This is a genomic window from Pantoea sp. EKM10T, assembly GCF_011800685.1.
In the GTDB taxonomy this organism is placed as follows: Bacteria; Pseudomonadota; Gammaproteobacteria; order Enterobacterales; family Enterobacteriaceae; genus Pantoea; species Pantoea agglomerans.
Genome location: NZ_JAALEU010000015.1, coordinates 1 through 13,382, shown reverse-complemented (window position 1 = coordinate 13,382; position 13,382 = coordinate 1). Strand labels below are relative to the sequence as shown.

Annotated in this window: 11 protein-coding genes; 10 read left to right on the top strand and 1 reads right to left on the bottom strand. The window is 60.6% G+C overall.

Annotation, left to right across the window (positions count from 1 at the left end):
- Positions 1-11 precede the first annotated feature (11 nt).
- The 7 genes from HFD95_RS20585 to HFD95_RS20555 all read left to right on the top strand — a co-directional run bounded on the left by HFD95_RS20585 (position 12) and on the right by HFD95_RS20555 (position 9,146).
- Entirely contained in the window at positions 12-1,178 is a 1,167-nt protein-coding gene (locus HFD95_RS20585) for an HD-GYP domain-containing protein (protein WP_010253446.1), read from the top strand.
- A 108-nt stretch (positions 1,179-1,286) separates the two neighbouring features.
- On the top strand, positions 1,287-1,376 hold the full coding sequence (kdpF, locus tag HFD95_RS20580; protein ID WP_010253443.1) for a K(+)-transporting ATPase subunit F: 90 nt from the start codon (positions 1,287-1,289) through the stop codon (positions 1,374-1,376).
- Positions 1,376-3,064, top strand: coding sequence for a potassium-transporting ATPase subunit KdpA (gene kdpA, locus HFD95_RS20575; RefSeq protein WP_010253440.1), 1,689 nt, complete (start codon positions 1,376-1,378; stop codon positions 3,062-3,064). Before kdpF ends, kdpA begins: the two co-directional genes overlap by 1 nt.
- Positions 3,061-5,109: a potassium-transporting ATPase subunit KdpB gene (gene kdpB, locus HFD95_RS20570; RefSeq protein ID WP_167430663.1), complete on the top strand. Its 2,049-nt coding sequence runs from the start codon at positions 3,061-3,063 to the stop codon at positions 5,107-5,109. Before kdpA ends, kdpB begins: the two co-directional genes overlap by 4 nt.
- Before the next feature lie 10 nt (positions 5,110-5,119).
- Complete coding sequence (gene kdpC / locus HFD95_RS20565; RefSeq protein WP_022623980.1) at positions 5,120-5,686, top strand: potassium-transporting ATPase subunit KdpC; 567 nt, start codon at positions 5,120-5,122, stop codon at positions 5,684-5,686.
- A 226-nt stretch (positions 5,687-5,912) separates the two neighbouring features.
- Positions 5,913-8,588, top strand: a complete 2,676-nt coding sequence (gene kdpD / locus HFD95_RS20560) for a two-component system sensor histidine kinase KdpD (protein WP_010253433.1) — start codon at positions 5,913-5,915, stop codon at positions 8,586-8,588.
- 54 nt (positions 8,589-8,642) lie between these two features.
- Positions 8,643-9,146, top strand: a complete 504-nt coding sequence (locus HFD95_RS20555) for a TIGR00645 family protein (protein ID WP_010253431.1) — start codon at positions 8,643-8,645, stop codon at positions 9,144-9,146.
- A gap of 34 nt (positions 9,147-9,180) precedes the next feature.
- On the opposite strand, the gene HFD95_RS20550 is transcribed toward HFD95_RS20555, so the two are convergent.
- On the bottom strand, positions 9,181-10,149 hold the full coding sequence (locus tag HFD95_RS20550) for a LysR family transcriptional regulator (protein ID WP_167430662.1): 969 nt from the start codon (positions 10,147-10,149) through the stop codon (positions 9,181-9,183).
- Between the two features lie 93 nt (positions 10,150-10,242).
- Between HFD95_RS20550 and HFD95_RS20545 the strand changes: the two genes are divergently transcribed.
- The 3 genes from HFD95_RS20545 to HFD95_RS20535 all read left to right on the top strand — a co-directional run bounded on the left by HFD95_RS20545 (position 10,243) and on the right by HFD95_RS20535 (position 13,220).
- Complete coding sequence (locus HFD95_RS20545; RefSeq protein WP_010253427.1) at positions 10,243-11,445, top strand: MFS transporter; 1,203 nt, start codon at positions 10,243-10,245, stop codon at positions 11,443-11,445.
- A 61-nt stretch (positions 11,446-11,506) separates the two neighbouring features.
- Positions 11,507-12,853, top strand: coding sequence for a sodium:proton antiporter (locus HFD95_RS20540; RefSeq protein WP_010253425.1), 1,347 nt, complete (start codon positions 11,507-11,509; stop codon positions 12,851-12,853).
- 22 nt (positions 12,854-12,875) lie between these two features.
- Positions 12,876-13,220 (top strand): hypothetical protein, encoded by a 345-nt coding sequence (locus HFD95_RS20535; RefSeq protein WP_010671501.1) that lies wholly within the window; start codon positions 12,876-12,878, stop codon positions 13,218-13,220.
- Positions 13,221-13,382: the final 162 nt, after the last annotated feature.

Genomic DNA, 13,382 nt, shown 5'->3' with positions numbered 1-13,382 from the left:
AGAGTGATAGCGTGATAAAGCTGATTACCATTGATGAATTGCGCCCAGGGATGTTTATCCACAAGCTGGAGGTCTGGTGGATAAAAGACCAGCGCATTCATAATGAGATGCTGATCACCGATCCCCGACAAATCGCCATGCTTCGCACTGAAGGGATCCGCCAGCTCTGGATCGACCTCGATCGATCGGTGCAGGCGCCGATCGCCTCCACGGTCGCGAAGAGAACCATTGGCCGCACCCCGTTTTTCCAGGAACTGGATCAGGCACAGCAGATCTTTTTGCAGGGCAAACCGAAAGTGCTGGCGATGTTCAACGAAGCGCGGCTGGGTAACGGCCTGAAGCTTGATTATATGATGGATCTGGTGGATGAAATCGCCGGATCGATCACGCGTGAACCCTCCGCCATGCTGAGCGTGGCGCGACTGAAAAATCATGATGACTACACCTATCTGCACTCCATGGCGGTCTGCGGGCTGATGATTGCGCTGGGTAAAAAACTCGGGCTGGATGAGCAGGAACTGCGTCGGGTGGGCATGGGCGGTTTACTGCATGATGTCGGCAAAGCGGCCGTGCCGCTGGCGATCCTGAACAAAGCGGGCAAGCTGACTGAAGAGGAGTTCAGGGTGATGCGTGAGCATCCGGTGGTCGGTGCGCAGATGCTGATAGAAGCCGACGCCGATGACGATCTGCTCGATATCACCCTGCATCATCATGAGAAATATGATGGCAGCGGCTATCCGCACCGCCTGAAAGGCGAGGCGATTTCGCTCTACGCCCGCATGGCGGCGGTGTGCGATGTCTATGATGCCGTCACTTCGACCCGCTCCTATCGCAACGGCTGGACACCCGCCGAGGCGATGCACCAGATGCTGAGCTGGCGCGGCCATTTCGACCCTGGCTTGCTGCACACCTTCGTACGGACCATCGGCATCTATCCGGTGGGATCGCTGGTGCGTCTGGCCTCCGGCCGGGTGGCGCTGGTGGTGAAAGCGGGCGAAAAATCGCTGATGCGTCCCTGCGTGCATGTCTTCTGGTCGCTGCACGCCCAGCGTGAAGTGAAACCGGAAGAGCTCGACCTTGGCGACAGCTTCTGCACCGACAGCATTGTGGGCGCAGAGGACAGTACGCTGTGGGGTAACGTCGATCTCAATCGTATCTGGGCGCTGGAAGTCGCCTGATTTTTCGCCATTTTTACACTATTTTTACGCCCGCCCGCTGCATTTTAACCCCTTCTTTATACGCCTCCGCGCAAGCTAAGCCATAAATCCAATCCTCTGGAGGTTCCTGTGAGCGTGGGCGTAATAACCGGCATTGTGCTGGTGGTGTTGTTACTGGGCTATCTGATCTATGCCCTGTTAAATGCGGAGGCCTTCTGATGGCGGCCAATGCTTTTTTACTCATCGCATTCTATCTGCTGCTGCTGATGGTGCTGGCGCAGCCGCTCGGACGGGGTCTGGCCTCGTTAGTGGCTGACAAGCCAGTGTTTGCCCGCCTGGAAGCGCCGCTGTGGCGACTGCTGGGCGCGCAACAATCGGACATGCGCTGGCCGCACTACCTGCTGGCGATTTTGCTGTTTAATGCGCTGGGTTTCGTGGTGCTGCTGGCAATATTGCTGATGCAGGGCGCGCTGCCGCTGAATCCGCAGCAGCTGCCTGGCCTGAGCTGGCATCTGGCGCTTAACACCGCCGTGAGCTTCGTCACCAACACCAACTGGCAATCCTACAGCGGCGAAAGCACCCTGAGCTATTTTAGTCAGATGGTGGGCCTGACGGTGCAGAATTTCCTCTCAGCCGCGACCGGTATCGCCGTGGCGTTTGCATTGATCCGTGGCTTCGCTAATCGCAGCTCTGCGACCCTGGGTAACGCCTGGCGCGACCTGACGCGCATCACGCTCTATGTCTTACTGCCTATCAGCCTGCTGATGGCGCTGTTCTTTGTCAGCCAGGGCAGCATCCAGAACTTCGCGCCTTATCACAGTTTCTCCACGCTGGAAGGCGTGCAGCAGACGCTGTCGATGGGGCCGGTGGCGTCGCAGGAAGCGATCAAAATGCTGGGCACCAACGGTGGCGGCTTCTTTAACGCCAACTCCTCCCATCCATTTGAAAACCCAACGGTGCTGACTAACCTGGTGCAGATGCTGAGCATCTTCCTGATCCCGGCGGCGCTCTGCTTCGCGTTTGGCGAAAGCGTGCGTGACCGTCGTCAGGGCCACATGCTGCTGTGGGCGATGACGCTGATGTTTGTGGCGGCGGTCTCGGTCGTCATGTGGGCCGAACTGCAGGGCAACCCGCACTTCCTCCAGCTGGGTGCTGACAGCGCCATCAACATGGAAGGTAAAGAGACGCGCTTTGGCATTCTTAACAGCAGCCTGTTCGCGGTTATCACCACTGCCGCCTCCTGCGGTGCGGTGAATGCCATGCACGACTCCTTTACTGCGCTGGGTGGCATGGTGCCGATGTGGCTGATGCAGCTGGGCGAAGTGGTGTTTGGCGGCGTCGGTGCCGGTCTCTACGGCATGCTGCTGTTTGTGCTGCTGGCGGTGTTTATCGCCGGGCTGATGATCGGTCGTACCCCGGAATTCCTGGGTAAAAAAATCGACGTCTGGGAGATGAAGATGACCGCGCTGGCGATTCTGGTCACACCGGCGCTGGTGCTGATCGGTACCGCACTGGCGATGATGACCGACGCCGGACGCAGTGCCATGGCCAATCCCGGCATTCACGGCTTCAGCGAAGTGCTCTACGCGGTCTCCTCGGCTGCCAACAACAACGGCAGCGCCTTTGCCGGACTGAGTGCTAACACGCCGTTCTGGAACCTGTTACTGGCTGCCTGCATGCTGCTGGGCCGCTTCGGCATCATCATTCCGGTGATGGCGATTGCCGGTGCGATGGCGGTGAAAAAAGTGCAGCCGGTGGGTAACGGCACGCTGCCAACCCACGGTCCGCTGTTTATCGGACTGCTGATCGGCACGGTGCTGCTGGTGGGTGCACTGACCTTTATTCCTGCTCTGGCGCTGGGCCCGGTGGCTGAGCATCTGCAACTTGTTCAGGGACAATCCTCATGAGTCGTCAACAACAGGCGTTATTTGACGCAGCATTGCTGCGTACCTCGGCCTGGGATGCAGTGAAAAAGCTCGATCCCCGGGTGCAGTTCCATAACCCGGTGATGTTTGTCGTCTGGCTCGGCAGCATTCTGACCTCGCTGCTGGCGCTGGCGATGCTGACCGGCCGGATCAGCGGCAGCGCCAGCTTTACCGGGGCGATTGCGGTCTGGCTCTGGTTCACCGTGCTGTTCGCCAACCTGGCGGAGGCGCTGGCAGAAGGGCGCAGTAAGGCCCAGGCCAGTAGCCTGAAAGGGGTGAAAAAAACCAGCTTTGCCAAAAAACTCTCAGCGGCGCGCTATGGCGCCGAGTGGCAGCAGGTCAGTGCCGATGAGCTGCGTAAAGGTGACGCGGTGCTGGTGGAAGCGGGCGACATCATCCCCTGCGACGGTGAAGTAATGGAGGGCGGTGCCTCGGTGGATGAGAGCGCCATTACCGGTGAGTCCGCACCGGTGATCCGTGAGTCGGGCGGTGACTTCGCCTCCGTCACCGGCGGGACCCGCATTCTCTCTGACTGGCTGGTGATCACCTGTAGCGCCAACCCGGGCGAAACCTTCCTTGACCGGATGATCGCCATGGTGGAAGGCGCGAAACGCCGTAAAACCCCGAATGAGATTGCCCTGACCATCCTGCTGGTATCACTGACCATCGTGTTCCTGCTGGCGACCGTGACACTCTGGCCGTTCTCGGCATGGGGCGGAACGCCAGTCAGCATCACGGTGCTGGTGGCGCTGCTGGTCTGTCTGATCCCGACTACCATCGGCGGCTTACTGTCGGCGATTGGCGTGGCGGGGATGAGCCGGATGCTGGGTGCTAACGTCATTGCGACCAGCGGACGTGCGGTGGAAGCCGCGGGCGATGTGGATGTGTTGATGCTGGACAAAACCGGCACCATCACGCTGGGTAACCGTCAGGCGACCCAGTTCCTGCCCGCGCCGGGCGTCAGCGAAGAGCAACTGGCCGACGCCGCACAGCTCGCCTCGCTGGCCGATGAGACGCCGGAAGGGCGCAGCATCGTGGTGCTGGCAAAACAGCGATTTAATCTGCGTGAGCGCGATCTCAGCAGCATGGGTGCCAGCTTTATTCCGTTCTCTGCGCAGACCCGCATGAGCGGCGTAAACGTGCAGGATCGACTGATCCGCAAAGGCGCGGTCGATGCGGTACGACGCCACATCGAAGCGAACCATGGCCGTTTCCCTGCCGAGGTCAATGCGCAGGTGGAAGAGGTGGCACGCAGTGGCGGCACGCCGCTGGTGGTGTCAGAGGGCGCGAACGTGCTGGGCGTGGTGGCGCTGAAAGATATCGTCAAAGGCGGCATCAAAGAGCGCTTTGCCGAACTGCGCAAAATGGGTATCAAAACGGTGATGATCACCGGCGATAACCCGCTGACGGCCGCAGCGATTGCCGCTGAAGCGGGCGTGGATGACTTCCTGTCAGAGGCCACGCCGGAAGCCAAGCTGGCGCTGATCCGCCAGTATCAGGCGGAAGGACGTTTAGTGGCGATGACCGGCGACGGCACCAATGATGCGCCTGCACTGGCGCAGGCGGATGTGGCGGTAGCGATGAACTCCGGTACCCAGGCGGCGAAAGAGGCGGGCAACATGGTCGATCTCGACTCGAACCCGACCAAGCTGCTTGAAGTGGTGCACATTGGTAAACAGATGCTGATGACGCGTGGTTCGCTGACCACCTTCAGTATCGCCAACGACGTGGCGAAATACTTCGCCATCATTCCGGCGGCGTTTGCGGCGACCTATCCGCAGCTCAACATGCTTAACGTGATGCACCTGCACTCGCCAGCCAGTGCGATTCTGTCGGCGGTGATCTTTAACGCTCTGGTGATTGTCTTCCTGATCCCGCTGGCCCTGAAAGGCGTCAGCTACCGCCCACTGAGCGCCGCTGCGCTGCTGCGCCGCAACCTGCTGATTTACGGTCTGGGTGGCCTGCTGGTGCCGTTTGTCGGCATCAAAGCGATCGATCTGCTGTTAGTGTTTTCAGGCATGGCCTGAGGAGAGAAAAATGAGTCAGTTACGTCCGGCAATTTTACTGTTGTTGCTGCTTACGCTTGTTACCGGCGTGGTTTATCCTTTGCTCACCACCGGTCTGGCGCAGTGGCTGTTTCCGTCCCAGTCCAGCGGCTCGCTGCTGGAGGAGGATGGCGTGGCGCGCGGATCGGCGCTGATTGGCCAGAACTTTACCCAGCCCAACTATTTCTGGGGCCGCCCTTCAGCCAGTGGCGATAAACCTTATAATCCGCTGGCCTCAGGGGGCAGCAATCTGGCCGCCAGCAACCCGGCGCTGGACAAAGCGGTAGCCGATCGCGTCGCTGCGCTGCGGGCCGCCAATCCGCAGGCACCGGCCGCCGTCCCGGTTGAACTGGTCACCGCGTCAGCCAGCGGGCTGGATCCGGATATTTCGCCACAGGCCGCCCTTTGGCAGGCACCGCGTATCGCCGCCAGCCGCCAGTTGCCGTTGCCGCAGGTCGAGGCGCTGATTGATAAGATGACGCATCGTCCGCTGATGCCATTCCTCGGCACACCGACCCTCAATGTGTTGCAGCTGAATATGGCGCTCAACGAACTGTAATGGTGTTAAGAGCCTATCCCATTAGGCTATTTTATTTGTCAGTCTGAACCTGGGCAGTGCTCACACAGGCTGCTTTAGCAACCTGAACGCCCGTCAGGGCGGCCCTGAAGGGGCGAGCGCAGCGAGTTATCCTCACGTACTACGTGTACGCTCCGGTTGTTCCGCGCTGTCCGTGTCCAGACTGTCTGCAACAATTACGCCTACTGGCATAGGCTCTAAGGAAGCGATGAACCACGAACCCCAGCGTCCCGATCCCGACGCGCTACTGCAGGCTAATCGCGAAAGTCATCGCGGGCAGCTGAAAATTTACTTTGGTGCCTGTGCGGGCGTGGGTAAAACCTATGCCATGCTGCAGGAGGCACAGCGGCTGCGCGCGCAGGGTCTGGATGTCTTAATCGGCGTGGTAGAGACCCATGACCGGCCGGAAACCGCACAGCTGCTGACAGGGTTAACTCTGCTGCCGCGTCGCGCAACCGGCCGCTCGCGTCATGCAGAGTTTGATCTTGATGCCGCGCTGGCTCGCCATCCGGCGGTGATCCTGATGGATGAGCTGGCGCACACCAACGTGCAGGGCTCGCGCCATCCCAAGCGCTGGCAGGATATTGAGGAGCTGCTGGAAGCGGGCATCGATGTACTGACTACTGTCAACGTACAGCATCTTGAGAGCCTCAACGATGTGGTAGGCGGCGTCACCGGCATTCAGGTGCGCGAAACCGTGCCCGATCCCTTTTTCGACAGCGCCGACGAAGTGGTGCTGGTCGATCTGCCGCCCGACGATCTGCGGCAGCGGCTGAAAGAGGGCAAAGTCTACATTGGCGACCGCGCGGAACGCGCCATCGAAAACTTTTTCCGCAAAGGTAACCTGTTCGCCCTGCGTGAGCTGGCCCTGCGTCGCACCGCCGATCGGGTGGATGATCAGATGCGCGCCTGGCGCGATCAGCAGGGACGGGAGCGCGTCTGGCACACCCGCGACGCCATTCTGCTCTGCATTGGCGACGACAGCGGCAGTGAAAAGCTGGTGCGCACCGCCGCCCGACTGGCGGCGCGGCTTGGCAGTGAATGGCACGCGGTCTATGTCGAAACGCCCCGGCTGCACCGGCTGCCGGAAGCGCGGCGACGGGCGATTCTGCGCACGTTACAGCTGGCGCAGGAGCTGGGCGCGGAAACCGCGACCCTCTCTGAACCCGATGAAGCCGAAGCGGTACTGGGTTACGCCCGCGCGCACAATCTGGGCAAAATTGTCACCGGTCGTCGCCCGCTGCGGCGCTGGCGGCGTGACAGCTTTGCCGAACGGCTCGGCCAGCTGGGGCCGGATCTCGATCTGCTGGTGGTGGCGCTGGATGAGCCGCTGAAGGATGCGCCGCATCCGCTGCCGGATGGCCGCGTCACCAGCGAAAAATGGCGTATTCAGCTGCGCGGCGTAATGATGGCGCTGGTGCTCTGTATTCTTGTAACCGCCGCCGGGCAGTCGGTACTGATCGGTTTCGATCCCGCCAACTGCGTAATGATCTATCTGCTGGCGGTGGTGATCGTGGCGCTGCGCTATGGTCGCTGGCCGTCGGTGATCGCCACGGTGATGAATATCGTCGCCTTTGACCTCTTCTTTGTTGCCCCCACCGGCACGGTGGCGGTCTCCGATCTGCAATATCTGGTCACCTTTGGCGTGATGCTGGCGGTAGGCGTAATCGTCGGCAATCTCACGGCAGGCGTGCGTTATCAGGCGCGGGTGGCGCGCTACCGCGAGCAGCGGGCGCGCCAGCTCTATGAGATGGCGAAATCGCTGGGCAGTGCGTTAACGCCGCAGGATATCGCCGCCACCAGCCAGCGGGTGCTGGATGCCACGTTACAGGCGCGCTGCCTGCTGCTGCTGCCGGATGAGCAGGGCGAACTGCAACCGGTGGGCGATGCGTTACCGGCCAGCGAGCCGGATCGCGCGATTGCTAAATGGAGTTACAGCAAAGGCCAGCCTGCGGGTGCGGGCACTGATACCTTACCGGCGGTGCCTTATCAGATCCTGCCGCTGAAAAGTGGCGCGCACTGCCGGGGTTTGCTGGTGGTGGAGCCGCAGAACCTGCGTCAGCTGATGATCCCCGAGCAGCAGCGGCTGGTGGAAACCTTTACGGTGCTGATTGCTAACGCACTGGAACGGATGGCGCTGTCGCATAGCGAGGCGGCGTCCCGGCTCTCGGCGGAGCGTGAACAGCTGCGCAATGCGCTGCTGTCGGCGCTGTCCCACGACCTGCGCACCCCACTGACCGTGCTGTTTGGTCAGGCGGAAATGCTGATGCTCGACCTGGCCAGCGACAACTCAAAATATGTGCCGCAGGCCAGTCAGATCCGCGAGCAGACGCTGAGCACCATCCGGCTGGTGAGCAACATGCTGGATATGGCGCGCATTCAGTCGGGCGGCCTCAATCTGCGTGAGGAGTGGCTGGCGCTGGAAGAGGTGGTCGGCGGGGCGCTGAGCAGCATGGCACCGTCGCTGAAAGGGCATGAGGTCCGGCTCGATCTGCCGGACGACATCGTGCTGATCAAAGGCGACAGCACGCTGCTGGAGCGGGTCTTCACCAACCTGATTGAGAACAGCCTGAAGTATGCCGGTAACAGCGCACCACGCGGCATTCGCGCCTGGCGTGCGGCATCACGGCTGGAGATCTCGGTCTGGGATAGCGGACCGGGCATTGCCGAAGACGATTTAAGCCGGATATTCGATAAATTCTGGCGGGGCGACAAAGAGTCGGCGGTGCCGGGCGTCGGGCTGGGTCTGGCAATCTGTAAAACCATTATCGAGAGCCACGGCGGTCAGATCTGGGCAGAGAACAGGGCCGAAGGTGGCGCGGCATTTCGTCTCTCGCTGCCGCTGCCGCCGGTCCCTGAAATTTCTGACGAAGGGCTGAAATAACTTCACAGTTGATCGGTTATACTCCCGGACCTGTTTGATTATTCGTGGGATTGTATGGAACGTTTTACCGAAAACCTGATGTATGCATCGCGCTGGTTGCTGGCCCCGGTTTACATTGGACTTTCGCTGGGATTGCTGGCGCTGACCATTAAATTTTTCCAGGAAATTTTCCACCTGCTGCCCAACATTTTCAGCATTGCGGAAAACGATCTGATCCTGCTGCTGCTGTCGCTGGTGGATATGACGCTGGTTGGCGGCCTGCTGGTGATGGTGATGCTGTCAGGTTATGAGAACTTCATCTCTAAGCTCGATATCGACGAAGATAAAGAGAAGCTGAGCTGGCTGGGCAAGATGGACTCCGGCTCGCTGAAAAACAAAGTCGCCGCCTCCATTGTCGCCATCTCCTCAATTCACCTGCTGCGGGTGTTTATGGAAGCGCGCAACGTCGAAAACGACAAGCTGATGTGGTACGTGATTATCCACCTGACCTTTGTGCTCTCCGCCTTTGTGATGGGCTGGCTGGATCAGATGTCGCGCAGCGATAAAAAACCGAAGTAACCTCTCTGGCGGCCCGCTGAGGCGGGCGCCTGCTTTACCCTTTCCGCTCTGTTCCCCCTGAACGACCCGCTGGCTGTGAGGCCGGACGCGTGCCCGCCAGCTGCGGCATCACCTCTTTGATCATGGCAAAAAAGTGTTGCAGCCTGGCCGGGTAGTAACTCGCCCAGGGATAGGTCAGCCACACCGGCAGCGGCGGTGCCTGCCACGCGGGCATCAGCTGAACCAGGCCGCCATCCGCCAGATCTTCCTGCACCGCCCAGGACGAGACGATCGCGGCTCCCATCCCAGCCAGTGCCGCTTTGCGCACCGCATATAAACTGTCGCTGCTCAGCCGGGGCATAATCGGCAGGTTCACCGGCTGGCCGTCGTCAATCTTCTGCAACACCACTTCGTTACGGTAAAAACTGGTCAGTGCCAGCCACGGCAGATCGCGCAGCTGTTCAACCCGCTCTATCGGCGGCTGCTGCGCCAGCAGGTGCGGGGCGGCCACCACAATACGTGGCACTTCTGCCAGCAGTATCGCCACCACCGAAGGATCGGTTGGCGCACCGACCTGAATGGCGCAGTCCACATTCTCCGCCATAAAGTCGGGCGTGCGGTCATTCAGCATCCACTCAATATTGAGCCGGGGGTAGCGGTGCAGATAATCCACCAGCGGGGCGATCAGCTGATCCTGGCCAAAGGCGTGCGGGGCCCGAACCCGCAGCGTACCGACCGGGTCATCGCTGGCCCCGGTCAGCTCATCTTCCAGCGCATGCCAGGTCGCCAGCAGCTGCCGCGCCTGGGCGTAGCAGCGCTCGCCATCATCGGTAAGCTTCAGTGCATGGGTGGTGCGCAGGATAAGCTTGAGGCCCAGCCGCTGCTCCAGGCTCTGCAGTCGGCGGCTGACGGTGGGTTGTGTCGTGCCGAGCTGCGCGGCGGCGGCGGATAAGCTGCCGCTCTCAACAATACGGATAAAAGTCTGCATCAGATCGATGCGATCGCTGCTGTTAGGATTGTTCATACGCACCACGTATAACGGTTTTGCCTGATGTCAGTCTACCGCGTATAACCGCAATGCGCTTTAATGGCAGGACGAAATGATGAGGATTACAGCATGTCAGCCATACAGACCCAGACCCAAAATGAACCGCTCTCTGCGCCGCTGGTGTTTACCCTGGCCGCCGGTGCCGGACTCAGCGTCGCATCGATCTACTACAGTCAGCCGATGCTGGATATCATCAGCAAGCAGTTTAACGCCGGCATCGGCGCGGTCGGCATGGTGCCGATGCTGACCCAGGCGGGCTATGCGCTGGGCATCCTGCTGCTGGCTCCGCTGGGCGATCGCCATGACCGGCGCACCATTATCTTTATCAAAGGCTTAATGCTGGTGGCGGCGCTGCTGCTGTGTGGTTTTTCCGGTGGACTCAGCGCGTTGCTGATTGCCAGTTTTATCACCGGCCTGACCGCCACCGTGGCGCAGGATATTGTGCCCGCTTCGGCGGCGCTGGCGCCGGAACGCAGCCGGGGTAAAACAGTCGGCACGGTGATGACCGGGCTGCTGGTGGGCATCCTGCTGTCGCGGGTGGTCAGCGGGGTGGTGGCAGAGTATTTCGGCTGGCGCACCATGTATATGATTGCCGCGCTAGCGGTGCTGCTGATTACGCTGACGCTGTGGCGGGTACTGCCGCGTTTCGCGCCAGGCACCTCGGTGAGCTATCCGCGCCTGTTGCTGTCGCTGGTGCACCTGTGGCGTCACCATCAGACGCTGCGTCGTGCCGCACTGGCTCAGGGGCTGTTGTCAGTGGGTTTTAGCGCCTTCTGGTCGACGCTGGCGTTAATGCTCAGCGACCGCTTTCATCTGGACAGTGCCGTGGCCGGGGCGTTTGGTTTAGCCGGTGCGGCGGGTGCCATGGCGGCACCGCTGGCGGGCAGTTTTGCTGACCGCATCGGTCCGGCAAGGGTCACGCAGGCTGGCGCCGCGCTGGTAACGATCTCCTTTGCGCTGATGTTTCTGCTGCCGCTGCTGCCGATGCCGGCCCAGCTGGCGCTGATTGTCCTCTGCACCATCGGCTTCGATTTAGGGGTGCAGGCCACGCTGGTGGCGCATCAGACGCTGGTCTATGGCCTGGCGCCGGAAGCACGCAGTCGCCTGAATGCGTTGCTGTTTACCGTGGTGTTTATCGGTATGGCCACCGGTGCGGCGCTGGGAAGTCTGGCGCTGGCACACTGGGGCTGGAATGGCGTGGTTGCGCTCTCGACCTTAGCCGGTGCAGCCGCGCTGGCGGTCCGCTTCGCCAGTCGACACCTGAAAAACTGACACCTCGCCCGTCAAAAAATGTGCCAGGCTTATTCATAAACCCGAAATAATCTGGAGTGTTATGAACTTTTTAGCCTGGACAGCAGCGACGGGCGGCCTTCTGCTGCTGATGTCGCTGGCTTCCGGTTGGATTCACCGGGGGCCAGTCACCTCATTTGGTCTGTTCCTTATCGCGGGCATGCTGTGCGGCCCGTGGGGATTTGATGTTATCCACATCGATATTGTTACCCATTCCGAAGCCGTGGCGCACATCACTGAAATCACCATGGCTGCCTCGCTGTTCATCACCGGCCTCAAGCTGCGTCAGCCGCTGCAAAATAACTGCTGGCACACCGGGCTGAAACTGGCTTTTCCCGCCATGCTGCTGACCGTGGCCGCGATGACCCTGCTGTCGCACTTCCTGGTGGGATTAGACTGGCCGATTGCACTGGCGTTTGGTGCCATTGTCGCGCCAACCGATCCGGTGCTGGCGAGCTTAATCTCGGTCAACGATGCGCAGGATGATGACTCGCTGCGCGTGGCGATCTCCAGCGAAGCGGGTATGAATGATGGTTCCGCGCTGCCGTTGCTGATGCTGGCGCTGCTGCTGTTTAATGGCGAAAGCCTGAGCGTGGCGATGCTGGGGCACTGGGGTGCGGTCGAGGTGCTCTGGGCAATTGGCGGCGGTCTGATCATCGGTTTTGTGCTGGGGCAGTTGATTGGCCTGCTGGCGACCCGACTACGCAATGCCAATGGCGATGTGGCGCCCAATGATTTCCTGGCGCTGGCGCTGATTGCGCTGAGTTATTCACTGGTGGAGTGGCTGGGTGCCTCCGGCTTCCTGGCTGCCTTCGCCGCCGGGCTGGGATTACGCCGTGCTGAGATGGGCGTATTCCGTCGCCATCAGCCGGACGATCTCTCTGACGACGAGCGCGTGCTGCCCTCTGAAGCACTGGTGAACCCTAACAAACGCCTGGCGCATCAGGGCGACAACAATATGGTGAAGTCGATAGGGTTTGTAGTAGGCGACGCCCTCTCTTTTGGCGATACTATTGAACGTTTACTGGCGGCTGGCATGATGGTGGTGCTGGGCGTCACACTGGCGCAGCACTGGAACATCTACGGCGTGCTGATTGGCCTGGTGCTGTTTGTGGTGGTGCGGCCACTGGCCGTCTGGCTGGTGACGCTGCGCGCCGGACTGCCGCTGGGGCAGCGTCTGCTGATTGGCTGGCTGGGCATCCGCGGGATTGGCAGTCTGAACTACATCGCCTATGCCTGGACGCACGGTATGGAGGGCCCGCAGATGGAAATTATGACCAATATGGCGTTAACGCTGGTGGTCTGCAGCGTGGTGGTCCACGGCACCACCGTGTCGCCGCTGCTGAACTGGCGTCAGAAACGCCTAGAAGCCCTTCAGCGTAAGGTTTAACCCGAACTAACAGGAGTTAAGAATGAAAGTAACTCAGATAGTGCTGCTGAGCATCCTCGCCACCGGCAGCGCGCTGGCGGCGGACGAGGCTGACACTGAGCAGAATGTTTATGCCAGTCAGCTGTGCCACATTGTCAGCGGCGAGAAAAAGGTCGCCAGTGCGGATCAGTATGTCGAACAGATGAAATCGACCGTGGCGCGCAGTCAGTCGCCGTCGGCGATGAATCAGCCCGAGTTCGATGAAGAGTCCGCGCGTGAAGTGGCCAGTGCCTGGCTGCAGCTGGGTGATGATGAGCGTGCCAAACTGCGCGTTAACGAACAGCAGTGTGAGCAGGCCGTGATGGCGCAGTTCCAGCAGGAAGATTAACCGCATCGGATTAAATAAAAACGCGCCTGCCGGCTAATGCCAGCCAGTTAAGCGACAGGTGATAACGCAGTCTGGTGCCGCTCATGGGCTGGCGGTCCTCGCGCCGCTGCGCGGTTCCTTCACTTCATTCGCCTGCCTGACGGACCGCCGGGGATGGCACAT

Coding starts and splice junctions, on each gene's coding strand:
- kdpA (WP_010253440.1), top strand. CDS start 1,376: ATGGCGGCCAATGCTTTTTTACTCATCGCATTCTATCTGCTGCTGCTG.
- kdpB (WP_167430663.1), top strand. CDS start 3,061: ATGAGTCGTCAACAACAGGCGTTATTTGACGCAGCATTGCTGCGTACC.
- kdpC (WP_022623980.1), top strand. CDS start 5,120: ATGAGTCAGTTACGTCCGGCAATTTTACTGTTGTTGCTGCTTACGCTT.
- kdpD (WP_010253433.1), top strand. CDS start 5,913: ATGAACCACGAACCCCAGCGTCCCGATCCCGACGCGCTACTGCAGGCT.
- HFD95_RS20555 (WP_010253431.1), top strand. CDS start 8,643: ATGGAACGTTTTACCGAAAACCTGATGTATGCATCGCGCTGGTTGCTG.
- HFD95_RS20550 (WP_167430662.1), bottom strand. CDS start 10,149: ATGAACAATCCTAACAGCAGCGATCGCATCGATCTGATGCAGACTTTT.
- HFD95_RS20545 (WP_010253427.1), top strand. CDS start 10,243: ATGTCAGCCATACAGACCCAGACCCAAAATGAACCGCTCTCTGCGCCG.
- HFD95_RS20540 (WP_010253425.1), top strand. CDS start 11,507: ATGAACTTTTTAGCCTGGACAGCAGCGACGGGCGGCCTTCTGCTGCTG.
- HFD95_RS20535 (WP_010671501.1), top strand. CDS start 12,876: ATGAAAGTAACTCAGATAGTGCTGCTGAGCATCCTCGCCACCGGCAGC.